At 61.0% G+C, this 13,227-nt stretch carries 11 protein-coding genes and 4 tRNA genes; 8 read left to right on the top strand and 7 right to left on the bottom strand.

Going from position 1 to position 13,227, the window contains the following annotated elements; all coding sequences use genetic code 11:
- Positions 1-81 precede the first annotated feature (81 nt).
- Positions 82-633, bottom strand: coding sequence for a TetR/AcrR family transcriptional regulator (locus U873_RS0104170; protein ID WP_025127039.1), 552 nt, complete (start codon positions 631-633; stop codon positions 82-84).
- A gap of 92 nt (positions 634-725) precedes the next feature.
- Between U873_RS0104170 and U873_RS0104175 the strand changes: the two genes are divergently transcribed.
- Positions 726-1,934, top strand: a complete 1,209-nt coding sequence (locus U873_RS0104175) for an MFS transporter (RefSeq protein ID WP_025127040.1) — start codon at positions 726-728, stop codon at positions 1,932-1,934.
- Here U873_RS0104175 and U873_RS0104180 read toward each other — a convergent pair.
- Positions 1,863-2,915, bottom strand: coding sequence for a GlxA family transcriptional regulator (locus U873_RS0104180; RefSeq protein ID WP_025127041.1), 1,053 nt, complete (start codon positions 2,913-2,915; stop codon positions 1,863-1,865). The genes U873_RS0104175 and U873_RS0104180 overlap by 72 nt on opposite strands.
- A 245-nt stretch (positions 2,916-3,160) precedes the next feature.
- Here U873_RS0104180 and U873_RS0104185 point away from each other — a divergent pair, with 245 nt between their 5' ends.
- The 3 genes from U873_RS0104185 (at position 3,161) to U873_RS0104195 (ending at position 6,690) form a co-directional block, all read left to right on the top strand.
- Positions 3,161-3,472: a cupin gene (locus U873_RS0104185; protein ID WP_025127042.1), complete on the top strand. Its 312-nt coding sequence runs from the start codon at positions 3,161-3,163 to the stop codon at positions 3,470-3,472.
- Positions 3,473-3,580: 108 nt separating this feature from the next.
- Positions 3,581-4,732 (top strand): TDT family transporter, encoded by a 1,152-nt coding sequence (locus U873_RS0104190; protein WP_025127043.1) that lies wholly within the window; start codon positions 3,581-3,583, stop codon positions 4,730-4,732.
- 83 nt (positions 4,733-4,815) lie between these two features.
- On the top strand, positions 4,816-6,690 hold the full coding sequence (locus U873_RS0104195; RefSeq protein WP_025127044.1) for an MFS transporter: 1,875 nt from the start codon (positions 4,816-4,818) through the stop codon (positions 6,688-6,690).
- 63 nt (positions 6,691-6,753) lie between these two features.
- On the opposite strand, the gene sugE is transcribed toward U873_RS0104195, so the two are convergent.
- The 3 genes from sugE to rdgC form a co-directional block, all read right to left on the bottom strand.
- Positions 6,754-7,071 carry a quaternary ammonium compound efflux SMR transporter SugE gene (gene sugE, locus U873_RS0104200; RefSeq protein ID WP_025127045.1) on the bottom strand — a complete coding sequence of 106 codons (318 nt, stop codon included), beginning with the start codon at positions 7,069-7,071 and terminating at the stop codon, positions 6,754-6,756.
- A 116-nt stretch (positions 7,072-7,187) separates the two neighbouring features.
- Positions 7,188-8,153 carry a bile acid:sodium symporter family protein gene (locus U873_RS0104205; protein ID WP_025127046.1) on the bottom strand — a complete coding sequence of 322 codons (966 nt, stop codon included), beginning with the start codon at positions 8,151-8,153 and terminating at the stop codon, positions 7,188-7,190.
- 115 nt (positions 8,154-8,268) lie between these two features.
- Positions 8,269-9,189 (bottom strand): recombination-associated protein RdgC, encoded by a 921-nt coding sequence (gene rdgC / locus U873_RS0104210; protein WP_025127047.1) that lies wholly within the window; start codon positions 9,187-9,189, stop codon positions 8,269-8,271.
- 159 nt (positions 9,190-9,348) lie between these two features.
- On the opposite strand from rdgC, the gene U873_RS0104215 reads away from it, so the two are divergent.
- The 4 genes from U873_RS0104215 to U873_RS0104230 all read left to right on the top strand — a co-directional run bounded on the left by U873_RS0104215 (position 9,349) and on the right by U873_RS0104230 (position 9,879).
- A tRNA-Val gene (locus U873_RS0104215) sits at positions 9,349-9,424 on the top strand.
- Between the two features lie 19 nt (positions 9,425-9,443).
- Positions 9,444-9,520: transfer RNA gene (locus U873_RS0104220), tRNA-Asp, on the top strand.
- Between the two features lie 187 nt (positions 9,521-9,707).
- Positions 9,708-9,783 (top strand) — tRNA-Val (locus U873_RS0104225).
- A 19-nt stretch (positions 9,784-9,802) separates the two neighbouring features.
- Positions 9,803-9,879 (top strand) — tRNA-Asp (locus U873_RS0104230).
- A gap of 142 nt (positions 9,880-10,021) precedes the next feature.
- Here the strand turns inward: U873_RS0104230 and U873_RS0104235 are convergent.
- Together U873_RS0104235 and U873_RS0104240 are read right to left on the bottom strand one after the other, a co-directional pair.
- The gene (locus tag U873_RS0104235) at positions 10,022-11,158 is read right to left on the bottom strand and encodes a catalase family protein (RefSeq protein ID WP_025127048.1); all 1,137 of its coding nucleotides are present in this window, start codon (positions 11,156-11,158) and stop codon (positions 10,022-10,024) included.
- 29 nt (positions 11,159-11,187) lie between these two features.
- Positions 11,188-12,996 (bottom strand): di-heme-cytochrome C peroxidase, encoded by a 1,809-nt coding sequence (locus tag U873_RS0104240; protein WP_025127049.1) that lies wholly within the window; start codon positions 12,994-12,996, stop codon positions 11,188-11,190.
- Positions 12,997-13,227: the final 231 nt, after the last annotated feature.

The following is a 13,227-nucleotide window of genomic DNA, read 5'->3' on the forward strand; positions in this document are numbered from 1 at the left end:
ACAGTCTGGCACGATGTCGAGTTGGCGTCAGTGTCGACCAAGGTATCAGCGCGGCCTGATGTCGCAGGTCGAGGCGTGGCCTCAGGGTGATGGCTGCAGGGCCAGTTCGATCAACTCATGTAGCTCTTGCACCGGAAGGGGCGTGGCGGCAAACAGGATCCGGAACACGGAAGGGGCCACCAGCAGGTTGAGCAGGCGGTCGATACTCGGTAGTGCGGTTTCGGTGCCCTGATACCGCTCAACAATGACCTGGAGCTGTTCGCTGAGAATGCTCACGCAATAACCCGGTGTGGCACTGCACTGCACATCACGCATCATGTTGCGCCCAGGCTCCGAGCTCATCTCGTCCAGGTATTGCTCGGCCCAGGCCTGCAGGTCGCCGCGCAGGCTGCCGGTGTTGAGCGGCTCGCTGTCGGGGCGCATGCGCGCCAGGGCAACATCGGCCAACAGCGCCGACAGATCACCCCAGCGACGATAGATGGTGGAGGGCGTGACGCCGGCCCGGGCAGCAATCTGCGGCACCGTCAGGGTCGAGCGATCCTGCTCTTCGAGGAGCTCGCGGATTGCCGAGTGAATGGATTCCTGGACCCGGGCGCTGCGGCCGCCTGGGCGTAAACCTTCTTTAATAGCCATGGGATCGAACCTTAACACAAAGAATTTGCTTTAAGCGCTTGGCGGTAGCACACTCCGCAAAAGCAAAATATTAGCTTTAGCGGAGCGTGCTTATGCCTGGTGCCATCGACACTTGCGTGTCCAAACGTCGCAGTCTGGTGTTTCTGGCCGTGACCCTGCTCAGTTTTCTGGCCGCCTCCAGCGTGCCGACTCCCTTGTATCACCTGTATCAGGAGTCCCTGCATTTCTCTGCGGCGGTCCTGACCCTGGTATTCGGAGTCTATGCCCTGAGCCTGCTGGCAGCCTTGCTGACGGTGGGGTCGCTGTCGGACCACCTGGGGCGGCGTCCGGTGATCTTCGTTGCCTTGGTGCTCAACATTCTGGCGATGTTGCTGTTTATCAATGAAAGTGGCGTGCAGTGGCTGTTGGCGGCGCGGGTGATGCAGGGGTTTGCCACGGGCATGGCCACCAGCGTGCTCGGTGCTGCGTTGCTGGACACCGATCGTCAGCAAGGGCCGCTGGTCAACAGTGTTGCGCCGCTGCTGGGCATGGCATGCGGTGCCATGGGAGCGAGCCTGCTGGTGGAGTTTGCACCGCTGCCGCTGCAACTGAGTTACTGGCTGCTGCTGGGGGTGTTTGTGGTCCAGGCCCTGTATGTCTGGCGCCTGCCCGAGAGCGTGAGCCGGCAACCCGGTGCCTGGACGTCGTTGCGGCCCACGCTGCATGTGCCGCCGCAAGCACGGCGAGCCTTGTGGTTGGCCTTGCCGGTGGATGTGGCGGTCTGGGCGGTGGGTGGTTTCTACCTGTCCCTGGCACCTTCCCTGGTGCGCGCGGCCACCGGCTCCACGTCGAACCTGATCGGGGGAGGGCTAGTGGCCGTGCTGACGCTTAGTGGCGCACTGATGATCTTCACCTTGCGCCAGCGTCCAGCGGACAAGGTCTTGCGCCTGGGGGCCGGACTGCTGGCCTTGGGGGTGATGTTGATTCTCGGTGCGGTGCACAGTGCCAGCCTGACGCTGTTCTTTTTCGGCACTCTGGTCCTGGGCAGCGGTTTTGGTGGCGGTTTTCTCGGTGCGTTGCGCAGCGTGGTGCCCCTGGCCTTGCCCCACGAGCGTGCGGGCTTGATGTCGGCATTTTATGTGTTGAGTTACCTGGCTTTTTGCCTGCCGGCGTTGTTGGCAGGCAGCCTGACCCGCAGTTTCGGCCTTATTGCCACGACTGATGGTTATGGGGTGGTGCTGATCCTGTTGTCATTGGGGGCTCTGCTGGTCCTGATGCGTCGGCGTCCGGCTGCGGCCTGTGGCGCAGCGCCGGGGCTCTGAGCCAGGGCACTGGAGAGGGGGGAATTGTGCTCGATAGGCCGAAGGGGAGAGGCGCAGTGTGGCGTTGAAACACTGGCGCATGGACAGGGCACTGGCAAAGCCTGATTCCGCGGCAATGGTTTCGATGCTCAGTGGGCTGGTTTCCAGCAGTCGCTGGGCCTGGCTCAAGCGCCGGTCCTGTAGCCACTGGCCGACGGTGGTGCCGGTCAGTTGGCGAAAGTGGCGGGTGAAGGAGCGCCGGCTCATGGTCACGCGTTCCGCGAGCGCATCCAGTGAGTGATCGCGGGTGAAGTTCTGTCCCAGCCATTGCAGGAGCTGCCCCATGCGATCCTGTTCGCCCGCTTGGGGCATGGGGCGTTCGATGAACTGTGCTTGACCGCCGCTACGGTGGGGAGCGATGACCAGGCGGCGAGCCAGCTTGTGGGTGCTTTGGGCGCCGCACAGTTGTTGCAGCAGGTAGAGGCAGCAGTCGAGCCCGGCGACTGTGCCGGCGGACGTCAGCAAGGTCCCCGCTTCGGCATACAGCACTGTGGCATCCAGGGCTACCCGCGGGTATTTCTCGGTAAATGCCTGGGCCCAGTGCCAGTGAGTGGTGGCCTTGTGGTCGTCCAGCAGCCCGGTCTCGGCCAGGACAAACGCCCCCAGGCACAGTCCCACCAGACGAGCGCCCCGTTGATGGGCATTGCACAGTTCGTCGAGCAGCGCCTGGGGCGGGCGCTCCAGGCTGTCGCGCCAGGAGGGCATGATGATCACGTCGGCGTCGCGCAGCTCACTCAAGTCGTGATGCACAGTGATATCGAAGCCGGCGGAGGTTCGTAGCGGGGGCTGCTCGAATGCGCAGACTCGCACCTGAAAGGATGGCAAGCCGAGATCCTGGCGTTGTTCATCGAATACCAGCAACGGCACCGACAGATGAAAGGGGCTGATGCCATCGAAGGCGATCACCGCAATGCGCAAGGGCGGATCGGCTGGGTTGTGCATGGCTGTATCTGCTTGAGGATCTGGCCCGATTTTATCGAAACATGGCTATCGGGCCACTTATTAAAATCACCGACTCTGTCCACCATGCGGGCTCATTCTCGGTGCTCAAGGAGCCTTCCATGTCCTCGCTATTTCATCGCCTTCTGATCGGCCTTGGCCTGTGCCAGAGGGAGGGACATTCTGCCCCGTTACGGGATTGTCAGTCCGGTGCTTGTGTCGAGCGGCCAGACATTACGGAGTCAGGCATTGAGGTGGTTCGCAGTGCAGATTTTGTCGCTGAGCGAGCCTGGGCGGCTCTGGATATCGCCAGCATGAACGGTATCACTACGCGCCTGCACTGGACCGACCAGCCCTATCAATGGCACATCAACGACGGCCAGGAAGTGTTCGTGGTGCTCAGTGGCCAAGTGCGGATGGGCTATCGCCACGCGGGGCGGGAGCAGGCAGTGTTGCTGGAGGCTGGAGATATTTTCCATGCCGGCATCGGCGCCGAGCATATGGCCTGTCCTCTCGGCGTCGCCAGGGTGTTGGTGATCGAGTCCGAGGGCAGTGTGTAACTTTAATATTGGTGAAATAGATAACAGATAGAGAAATTACCCGTTATATAGATATTCGATCAGCTTCTATCATGGGCTCTACCTCAACAGAGGACAGGAGACACGACCATGACATGCCCCAACAGCGTTAAAACCGGCTATCGGCCCTTGAGTCATTTGCAGCATCCGCGCGAGGCCATTCGCCAATTCACTCCCAACTGGTTTGCCGCCACCATGGGCACCGGGGTCTTGGCCCTGGCCCTGGCCCAGTGGCCGGCCGAGGTGCCTGGCCTGCGCCTGGTGGCCGAAGGGTTCTGGTGGCTGACCATCGTCCTGTTCCTGCTGTTCACCGCGATGTATGCCGCACGCTGGGTGCTGTTCTTCGACGAGGCGCGGCGGATCTTCGGCCACTCCACGGTCTCGATGTTCTTTGGCACCATTCCCATGGGCCTGGCGACCCTCATCAATGGCCTGTTGCTGTTTGGCATTCCTCACTGGGGCGACGCAGCGGTGCAGGTTGCGCAGGTGCTGTGGTGGCTGGACGTGGCCATGTCCCTGGCGTGTGGGGTCCTGATTCCCTACATGATGTTCACCCGTCAGGAGCACAGCATCGATCAGATGACGGCCGTCTGGCTGCTGCCGGTGGTGGCGGCCGAGGTGGCCGCGGCCAGCGGCGGCTTGCTGGCGCCTCATCTGCAAGACGCACATGGGCAACTGGTGATGCTCAGCACCAGCTACGTGCTGTGGGCCTTTTCGTTGCCGGTGGCCTTCAGCATCCTGACCATCCTCCTGTTGCGCATGGCGCTGCACAAACTGCCCCATGAAAGCATGGCCGCCTCGAGCTGGCTGGCCCTTGGGCCCATTGGCACTGGCGCCCTGGGCATGCTGGTACTGGGCGCCGATGCGCCGGCGATCTTCGCTGCCAACGGCCTGCCGGGCATGGGTGAAATCGCGGCCGGCCTGGGCCTGGTGGCCGGGCTCACGCTCTGGGGCTTCGGTTTGTGGTGGATGCTGATGGCGGTGCTGATCACCCTGCGCTACCTGCGCGAAGGCATTCCATTCAACCTCGGCTGGTGGGGCTTTACCTTTCCCTTGGGCGTCTATTCCCTGGCCACCCTGAAATTGGGCAGCATCCTGCACTTGGGCTTCTTCAGTGTGTTCGGTGCGGTGCTGGTCGCGGCACTGGCGGTGCTCTGGCTGATCGTGGCCAAGCGCACGGTACAGGGCGCTTATAAAGGTGAGCTGTTTGTTTCGCCGTGCATTGCGGGCTTAGGGAAATAATCGCTAAAGATAGGTAAGGTTGTGGCCTGGATCGATATTCGACATTCCAATAACAGTATCCACGCCACTCAGGGACATGGACGATGAGTCATCCTTCGCAGTTCACCTTGCTTCGCAAGCGGCGGTTTCTGCCGTTTTTCATCACGCAGTCCCTCGGTGCCTTCAACGACAACATCTTCAAGCAGTCGCTGATCCTGGCCATCCTCTACAAGTTGAGCATCGAGGGCGACCGTTCGATCTGGGTCAATCTTTGTGCCTTGCTGTTCATCCTGCCGTTCTTCCTGTTTTCGGCCCTGGCCGGGCAGTTTGGCGAGAAGTTCGCCAAGGACTCGCTGATCCGGCTGATCAAGCTGGGGGAGATCGTGATCATGGTCGTGGGGGCGGTGGGGTTCGCCTTCGATCACCTGTCGCTGATGCTGGTGGCGTTGTTCGCCATGGGCACCCACTCGGCCCTGTTCGGTCCGGTGAAGTATTCGATCCTGCCCCAGGCCCTGCATGAAGAAGAGTTGGTGGGAGGCAACGGCCTGGTGGAAATGGGTACCTTCCTGGCGATCCTGGCGGGCACCATTGGTGCCGGGATCATGATGTCCTCGGCGCATTACGCACCTATCGTCTCGACCGCCATCATTGGTGTCGCGGTACTGGGCTATCTGGCCAGTCGGGCGATCCCCCGGGCTGCCGCGGCGACTCCGCAAATGCGCCTGAACTGGAACATCTTCAGTCAGTCCTGGGCCACCTTGCGCCTGGGCCTGGGGCAGACTCCGGCAGTGTCGCGCTCGATTGTCGGCAACTCCTGGTTCTGGTTTGTCGGAGCGATCTACCTGACCCAGATTCCGGCCTATGCCAAGGAGTGGATGCACGGCGACGAGACGGTGGTGACCCTGATCCTCACGGTGTTCTCGGTGGGGATCGCGCTGGGCTCGATGCTGTGCGAGAAGCTTTCGGGGCGCAAGGTGGAGATCGGTCTGGTGCCGTTCGGTTCCTTTGGCTTGACGGTGTTCGGCTTGCTGTTGTGGTGGCATTCCGGCGGTATTCCAGAGAGTGCCACGGGACACGGCTGGCTGCAGGTGCTGGGTTTTGCACATGCCTGGTGGGTGCTGTTTGATGTGCTGGGTTTGGGAGTCTTCGGTGGCTTCTATATCGTGCCGCTGTACGCCCTGATCCAGTCCCGCACTCCGGAAAACGAACGGGCTCGGGTCATTGCTGCCAACAACATCCTCAATGCGCTGTTCATGGTGGTGTCGGCGATCGTCTCCATCGTGATGCTGAGCATGGTCGAGTTGACCATTCCCCATCTGTTCCTGGTGGTGTCGCTGCTCAATATCGCGGTCAACGTCTACATCTTCAAGGTGGTGCCCGAGTTCAGCATGCGCTTCATGATCTGGCTGCTGAGCCATTCCATGTACCGCGTCGAGCATCGCAATCTGCAACTGATCCCTGACGAGGGGGCAGCCTTGCTGGTGTGCAACCATGTGTCTTTCGTCGACGCCTTGCTGATCGGTGGCGCGGTGCGTCGGCCCATTCGCTTCGTGATGTACTACAAGATCTACAACCTGCCGGTATTGAACTTCATCTTTCGCACCGCTGGGACCATTCCCATTGCCGGCCGGCATGAAGACCTGGAAATCTACGAAAGGGCGTTCAAGAAAATTGCCGAGTACCTGCGAGATGGCGAACTGGTATGCATCTTTCCAGAGGGCAAGCTGACTGCCGATGGCGAGATCAACGAATTCAAGGGCGGCCTGACGCGGATTCTGGAAGAAACCCCGGTGCCGGTGATTCCCTTGGCCTTGCAGGGGTTGTGGGGCAGTTTCTTCAGTCGCGATCCGAGCAAGGGCTTCTTCCATCGCATCTGGTCGCGGGTGACGCTGGTGGCTGGGCCGTCGATCGCTGTGGAGGCGGCGCAACCCGGACATTTGCAGGCTGTAGTGAGTCAGTTGCGAGGAGATGCTCGCTGACTCCGAGTGCAAATGAAAACGCCCGCAATGCTGCGGGCGTTTTTGTTTTTGCCAGGAAGTGGTTCAGCTGGCACTGACCTTCAGGCCCACAAGGCCGGCAATGATCAGTGCCACGCTGGCCAGGCGCACCAATGCCATGGATTCGCCGAACAGAATGATGCCGGCAATCACGGTGCCGATTGCGCCAACCCCGGTCCAGATCGCGTAGGCGGTGCCCAGGGGCAGCTCCTTCATCGCCAGGCCCAGCAGGCCGAGACTGATGGCCATGGCGATGACCGTCAGGGCGGTGGGTAGCGGGCGGCTGAAGCCATCGGTGTATTTCAGGCCGACGGCCCAACCCACTTCGAACAAACCGGCAAAAAACAAAATGATCCAGGACATGCTGACCTCATCGGTTGATGGGGTCGTCCCCAGGATTGGTCACTCTAATGAGTGCGAGGTCGTCCTCGCATTGCGCAGTATACTGCCCAAAATATCCGGTGCACGGGATTTTTTGTTCAGTGATGCGGGGGCAATGTTTCCAGTTTTTGCTCGGGCTGATCCTGCATGCGCCGGAAATAAGTCGAGAGCAGGGCTCCGGAAATATTGTGCCAGACGCTGAACAAGGCGCTTGGCACCGCCGCCAACGGCGAGAAGTGGGCGCTGGCCAGGGCGGCGCCCAAGCCGGAGTTCTGCATGCCGACTTCCAGGGCCAGGGATTTGCGCTGGGCCAGGGGCAGCTTGAACAGGCGGCCGGTGAAATAGCCCAGCAGGTAGCCGAAGCTGTTGTGCAGCATCACCACGGCCATGATCAGCAAGCCGGACTCGGCGATTTTTACCTGGCTGGCGGCCACCACGGCCGTCACGATAATGACGATGCTTACTACTGATACCAGCGGCAGTACATCCACCGCATGGTGTACTCGTTCGCCCAGCAGGCGCTGGGCAACCACTCCCAGCACGATCGGCAGCAGCACCACCTGCAGGATCGACCAGAACAGCTCCATGAAGGACACCGGCAGCCAGGCCGAAGCCAGCAACCAGATCAGTGCCGGGGTCAGCAGGGGGGCGAGCAGGGTAGTCACCGCGGCAATGGCCACTGACAGCGCCAGGTCACCCTTGGCCAGCCAGGTCATCACATTGGACGAAGTCCCGCTGGGGCAGCAGCCGACCAGGATTACCCCGACGGCGATTTCCGGCGGCAGCTGGAAGGCTTGGCACAGCACCCAGGCCACGCCGGGCATGATCACGAAGTGGGCAACCACACCCAGGGCCACGCGCCAGGGGTGGCGGGCGACTGCGGCGAAGTCCTCGAGCTTGAGGGTCAGGCCCATGCCGAACATTACCAGGCCCAGCAACGGCACGATGGCGCCCTTGAGCCCGACGAACCAGGCGGGCTGGAAGAATGCCAGCACGGCAAAGATCAATACCCAGTAAGCGAAGGTGTTACCGACGAAACGACTCAGTGCAGCCAGTGCGCGCATGATCTGTTCCCGATTATGTGAAAACGCCACCTGTTGCGGTGGCGTCTAGTTGCAGGAGGCGGCCCGCCGGCGGTGATTGTGCGGGGCCCTGCAGGTACTCTCTGGAGCGGGTGGATCAGATCCCCTGGGGGATTTCCTCGCCGCCCAGGGCTTCGAACAGCGCCGGCAGGAAATCGCCGAAGGTCAGCATCATCAGAGTGAAGCTGGCGTCGAGCTGGCCCAGGGCCTCATCCCCACCGTCCTGTTCGGCCTGATCCTGCAGCAGGTCTTCGAACTTCAGGCGCTTGACCGTCATCTTGTCGTCGAGCATGAAAGACAGTTTGTCCTGCCAGGCCAGGGACAGTTGGGTGACCACTTTGCCGGTGCTCAGGTGCAGCTGGATTTCTTCACTGGTCAGGTCCTGGCGCTTGCAGCGCACGATACCGCCGTCTTCGTGGGTATCGCGCAGTTCGCATTCGTCGAGGACAAAGAAGTCGTCGGCGGCTTTCTGGGTCTTGACCCAGTCGGTCATGATCGCGGTCGGTGCGATCTTCACGGTCAGCGGGCGTACTGGCAGGGTGCCGAGGACTTCGCGCAGGGTGGAGAGCAGGTCTTCGGCGCGTTTTGGGCTGGCCGAGTTGACCAGGATCAGGCCCTGTTTCGGGGCGATGGCGGCGAAGGTCGAGGAGCGGCGGATAAAGGCTCGGGGCAGGAACGCCTGGATGATTTCATCCTTGATCTGATCGCGTTCCTTTTTATAGACCTTGCGCATTTGCTCGGCCTCGATCTCTTCGACCTTTTCCTTGACCGCGTCGCGTACCACGCTACCGGGTAGGATACGTTCTTCTTTGCGCGCGGCCACCAGCAGGAAGTCCTGGCTGACGTGGACCAATGGCGCGTCTTCACCTTTGCCGAAAGGGGCGACGAAGCCGTAAGTGGTCAACTCCTGGCTTGCACAGGGGCGCGCCAGTTTGGTCGCCAGTGCAGTTTCCAGCGCCTCAGCATCAAAAGGCAGATCTTGGGTCAGGCGATAGATCAGCAGGTTTTTGAACCACATGGGGTGAATCTCTCCTTTATACAAAGGAGAGCATTATTCTCCGCGCAGCTGCTCAGGCCAACCCTTCCTAAGCCTTTGGAAGGCCTGAAAAAATTATTATAAAAAGTGCTTGCCAGAGTAGAGACTGCTCCGTAGAATGCGCGCCACACCGAACGTGAAGGGTGATTAGCTCAGCTGGGAGAGCGTCTGCCTTACAAGCAGAATGTCGGCGGTTCGATCCCGTCATCACCCACCATTCGCATTCAGTGTTACGCGCAGCGGTAGTTCAGTCGGTTAGAATACCGGCCTGTCACGCCGGGGGTCGCGGGTTCGAGTCCCGTCCGCTGCGCCATATTCGGTAACCTGGAACACTGAACGCCAGGTCACCACGGAAAGCCCGCTAACGCGGGCTTTTTGCTGTAAAGAGTTACGTGGGTTGTGTTGATGTTCATGGAAATTTGGTTTTTTTAATAAAATTATTAATTAAATCAACACTTTAAGAATTTCTGTGGCATAATGCGCCCCGCAACGAAGGTAAAGGGTGATTAGCTCAGCTGGGAGAGCGTCTGCCTTACAAGCAGAATGTCGGCGGTTCGATCCCGTCATCACCCACCACTTACTTTCAACGCTACGCGCAGCGGTAGTTCAGTCGGTTAGAATACCGGCCTGTCACGCCGGGGGTCGCGGGTTCGAGTCCCGTCCGCTGCGCCATATTCGGTAACCTGGAACACTGAACGCCAGGTCACCACAAAAAGCCCGCTAACGCGGGCTTTTTGCTGTCCGGGGTTTGGTACTGTCCATACCTTGCACCCAAAGAGAAAGCGGCCATCAGGCCGCTTTTTTCGTTTCTGGATTACTGTTCGGCGTTACGGCTGTGCCGGTAGTCGCTGACCGCTTCGTACACCGCCTTGCGCAGGCGGTTGATGCCGCCGATGGGGCGGTGTGCTTCCAGGCCGAACCAGGGATTGAAGGACTGGTTGTCGCAGGCCAGGTTCTGTGCCGGCGTGTCGAAGTCCTGGGCGGGAATGGTCATGCGGGCGACGGTCTCGAAGGGCGCGTCGCTTTCTTTCCATTCGATGCTGGTGTCTTCGATCGGCATGAACCGGCTTGGGTCCTGACGCTGGATCTGCAGCACAAAGCAGGCCGCTATCCGGTCGGTGGACAGCTGCTGGGTCAAGGCGCTGCGCAGGAAGTTGGGCAGGTCCCGGTTCTGCGTCGGCAGGTTGTAGGACGGGCAGCTGTCCGGGTCCGGCATGACGCGGAACTTGGCGTTGGCGTTGCCGAATTTGTAGGGTGAGACCGAGAAGTAGGTGGTCTGGGTCGGGCTGGCCGGTGCCGGGGACAAGGTCGCCAGGGCAATGAACAGGTGCCGCACTTGCCAGCTGCGTGGATCCCAGCCGGGGAAGAAGGCAGTGACTTTCTTGCCGTCGGCCTGGGCCGCGATGTTCTGCTGATACTCGGCTACATCACTGACGAAGAAGTTCGGATGATTGAACATCACGAAGTCCTGTTCCTGCCGTGCTGATTCGGATGGCAGCAGTTGCTGCCCGGGAACATCCAGCAGCTTGATCGCCATGCCCCGGGCATCGCGAATGCTGTCGAACTGCGGGTAGGCATTGCCGTTGGACAGGCGCACGGTCGCCTGCCAGGTCTGGCCGGGGCTGGCGAACACTCCCTGGCGCAGTTCCGGGCTCAAGTCCTTCAATACCTGAACTTGCGCCTTCACGCAGCCGTGAGCCTTGGCGTGGGCATCGCGCAGGTAGCGAGTGCCCTCGCGGTGCTGATCGACAATGCGCACTGCGGTCTGAATGATGTCCTGGGTGCGTTCGGCTTCACCGGCGGGGATCTGCTCCTGCACGGCCACCGGGCCGCGGTGTTGCCAGGCGAACCAGGCGCTGGCCAGGGCCCAGCCCACCAGGCCGAGTAACAGCAGCACCAACAGAGTATTGCCCAGCAACGCGCCGAGGCGCAGCCAGAGTCTGCCCAGCAGGGACGGTCGTTTTCTTGCGAGATCGAGTTTCATGGCAGTTGCGACTCCAGCGGTCCGCCCAGCACTTTCAAGTATTCCAGCAACGCCCAGCGCTCTTCAGGTTGCAGCAGCGGACCGATGACGCCGTTGCCACGCTGGCCGGCGCGGAATTCGTGGCCACTGTTGTGGTTGCCGCTGATGCGAGTGTCGAATTCGAAGCCGTTCTTGAAGGCTTCCGGTCGATAACCCAGGTGCTTGGGGTCGTACTCGAAGGTGCCGCGATAAAAGGTGATGGCACGTTCTGATTGCGGGGACAGCAGTTGATACAGGTTGGGTACCGAGCCGTTGTGCAGGTAGGGCGGGGTCGCCCAGACGCCGGCCAGGGGACGGGCTTTGTAGGCCCGCAGTTCACGTACGCCGATCGGTAGCCCGTAGCCGTCCAGGCGCGGTTGCTCTTCGGGGGTGACCTTGGCGTCGCGGTAGGCACGCTCCTCGACGAAGGCCGTGATGTAGGCAAGACCCTTGGCGGCCGAGAGTTGGCGCAGATCCAGCGGCTCGGTGGGCGTTGGGTGCAATTCCACATTGGACTTGGCGAGTTCCGCGGTGTCCCACTGCAGGGGGCTCAGGTCGTAGCGCAGGTCGGCGATATTGTTCGCCGAGTTCGGGTCGGTGCCAATCACCGAGACCGGCAGCATCTTCAGTTGCTGCACCGGCCGGCCGTTGCTTTCGCTCACGGTAGGGACGTGGCAACCGGCGCAATGTTCGGTGAACAGCGTGCGTCCCTTGGCGGCGAGGGGTTTGTCGATGCTGCCCAAGAGTGTTTCCGGCCAGGTCGGCGGCTTGAGCCGCTGCAGGGTTTCCTCGATGTGATTGAGGTCGCGAACCCGAACGCTGGAAGGGTAGCGGGCGTCGCCGGTCAGTGGCTGGCCGTTGGCGTCGAACAGGTTCAGGGTGGCGCCAACTCCCAGGGCTTCGCCGATATTGCGCGCCATGGGTTGCTGCGCCGAGCCGTTCCACTGCACCCAGTCGAAGGTCCAGATGTCCCACAGCTGCGGATAGTCCACCGGAGCGTTGGCGATGCGGTAGTTGTCCGGGGAAATGGCGTCGCCGAAACTGGCGTTGGCAATGCGCCCGAAGGCATCGGTGCGCCCTGGGCCTTCCAGAGTGGGGTAGAGACCACGGTGAGTGTCGTTCCAGGCCACCTGCAGGAAGGTGTCCAGCGAGGCCTTGAAGTCCTTGCGTAGCTGTTCATGTTGCGCGTCGTAGTCCGCTCCCAGCACCTTGCGGGCGAAGCGCTCGAATTTCCACGGGTTGTAATAGGTTGCAGCCAGGCTGGCCACCAGGGCCTGGCCAAAGCTGCCGCCGCGCAAGGTCGGCACGCTGGAGGGCAGCACGTGTTGTGCAGAGCCACCGTCGATGCGCAGCGCCTGATGGTTGAAGCGCAGTTCCCCGGTGTGACAGGCGGCGCAGGTGATGTCCAGGTACTGCTCGGAGCTGCCAGGGTTCTGATGGCGGGCGAATCCGACCGGCAGGTTGCCGGGGTTCTGGGTAGTGGCCTTTTGTCCGGGTTCTACCAGGAAGCCGAAGCGTGCCAGGTATTCGGGCGCGGCGAAGGGCTGCTCGGAGAAGGGCAGTTCCAGAGCGCCGAACCATTCATAGCGCAGGCCTTTGACCTGGGTCCCCTGGGGGGTGAAATAGTAGGTCTGGCGGTCGGCGGCGTCCCACTGATCCAGGTAGTGCACCTGCTCGGCAGGTACATAGTCGGGAAGTTTCGGGTTGGCGATGTAGTACAGGACCACGGCCAGGACAATGCCGATCAACACGGCAATCAACAGCAATACACGGTAGATGAGGCGCAAGATGTACTTCCTTGTCGAATTTCGCTTCCTTATGCCTGAGCCCATCTGGCGCGGCAAGTAGCCATTACTTGCGCTATGGTTATTTGCGCTCTTTCAAGCGCCTCGGCCATTTGCCTGAACGGGGCGTATCCCAGACACAAAATGCGTTTAAAGACGTGAACTTATCAGCGGTTTACTGCTCTTATGCCGGTAGCCATTGGTCGTGGCCGCCTGATAAGCTCGCGACTTTAT

It is taken from the genome of Pseudomonas sp. PH1b (genome assembly GCF_000633395.1).
In the GTDB taxonomy this organism is placed as follows: domain Bacteria; phylum Pseudomonadota; class Gammaproteobacteria; order Pseudomonadales; family Pseudomonadaceae; genus Aquipseudomonas.

Bases quoted from the DNA above. Each gene is read 5' to 3' on its own strand.
- U873_RS0104170 (WP_025127039.1), bottom strand. From the start codon at position 633: ATGGCTATTAAAGAAGGTTTACGCCCAGGCGGCCGCAGCGCCCGGGTC.
- U873_RS0104175 (WP_025127040.1), top strand. From the start codon at position 726: ATGCCTGGTGCCATCGACACTTGCGTGTCCAAACGTCGCAGTCTGGTG.
- U873_RS0104180 (WP_025127041.1), bottom strand. From the start codon at position 2,915: ATGCACAACCCAGCCGATCCGCCCTTGCGCATTGCGGTGATCGCCTTC.
- U873_RS0104190 (WP_025127043.1), top strand. From the start codon at position 3,581: ATGACATGCCCCAACAGCGTTAAAACCGGCTATCGGCCCTTGAGTCAT.
- U873_RS0104195 (WP_025127044.1), top strand. From the start codon at position 4,816: ATGAGTCATCCTTCGCAGTTCACCTTGCTTCGCAAGCGGCGGTTTCTG.
- sugE (WP_025127045.1), bottom strand. From the start codon at position 7,071: ATGTCCTGGATCATTTTGTTTTTTGCCGGTTTGTTCGAAGTGGGTTGG.
- U873_RS0104205 (WP_025127046.1), bottom strand. From the start codon at position 8,153: ATGCGCGCACTGGCTGCACTGAGTCGTTTCGTCGGTAACACCTTCGCT.
- rdgC (WP_025127047.1), bottom strand. From the start codon at position 9,189: ATGTGGTTCAAAAACCTGCTGATCTATCGCCTGACCCAAGATCTGCCT.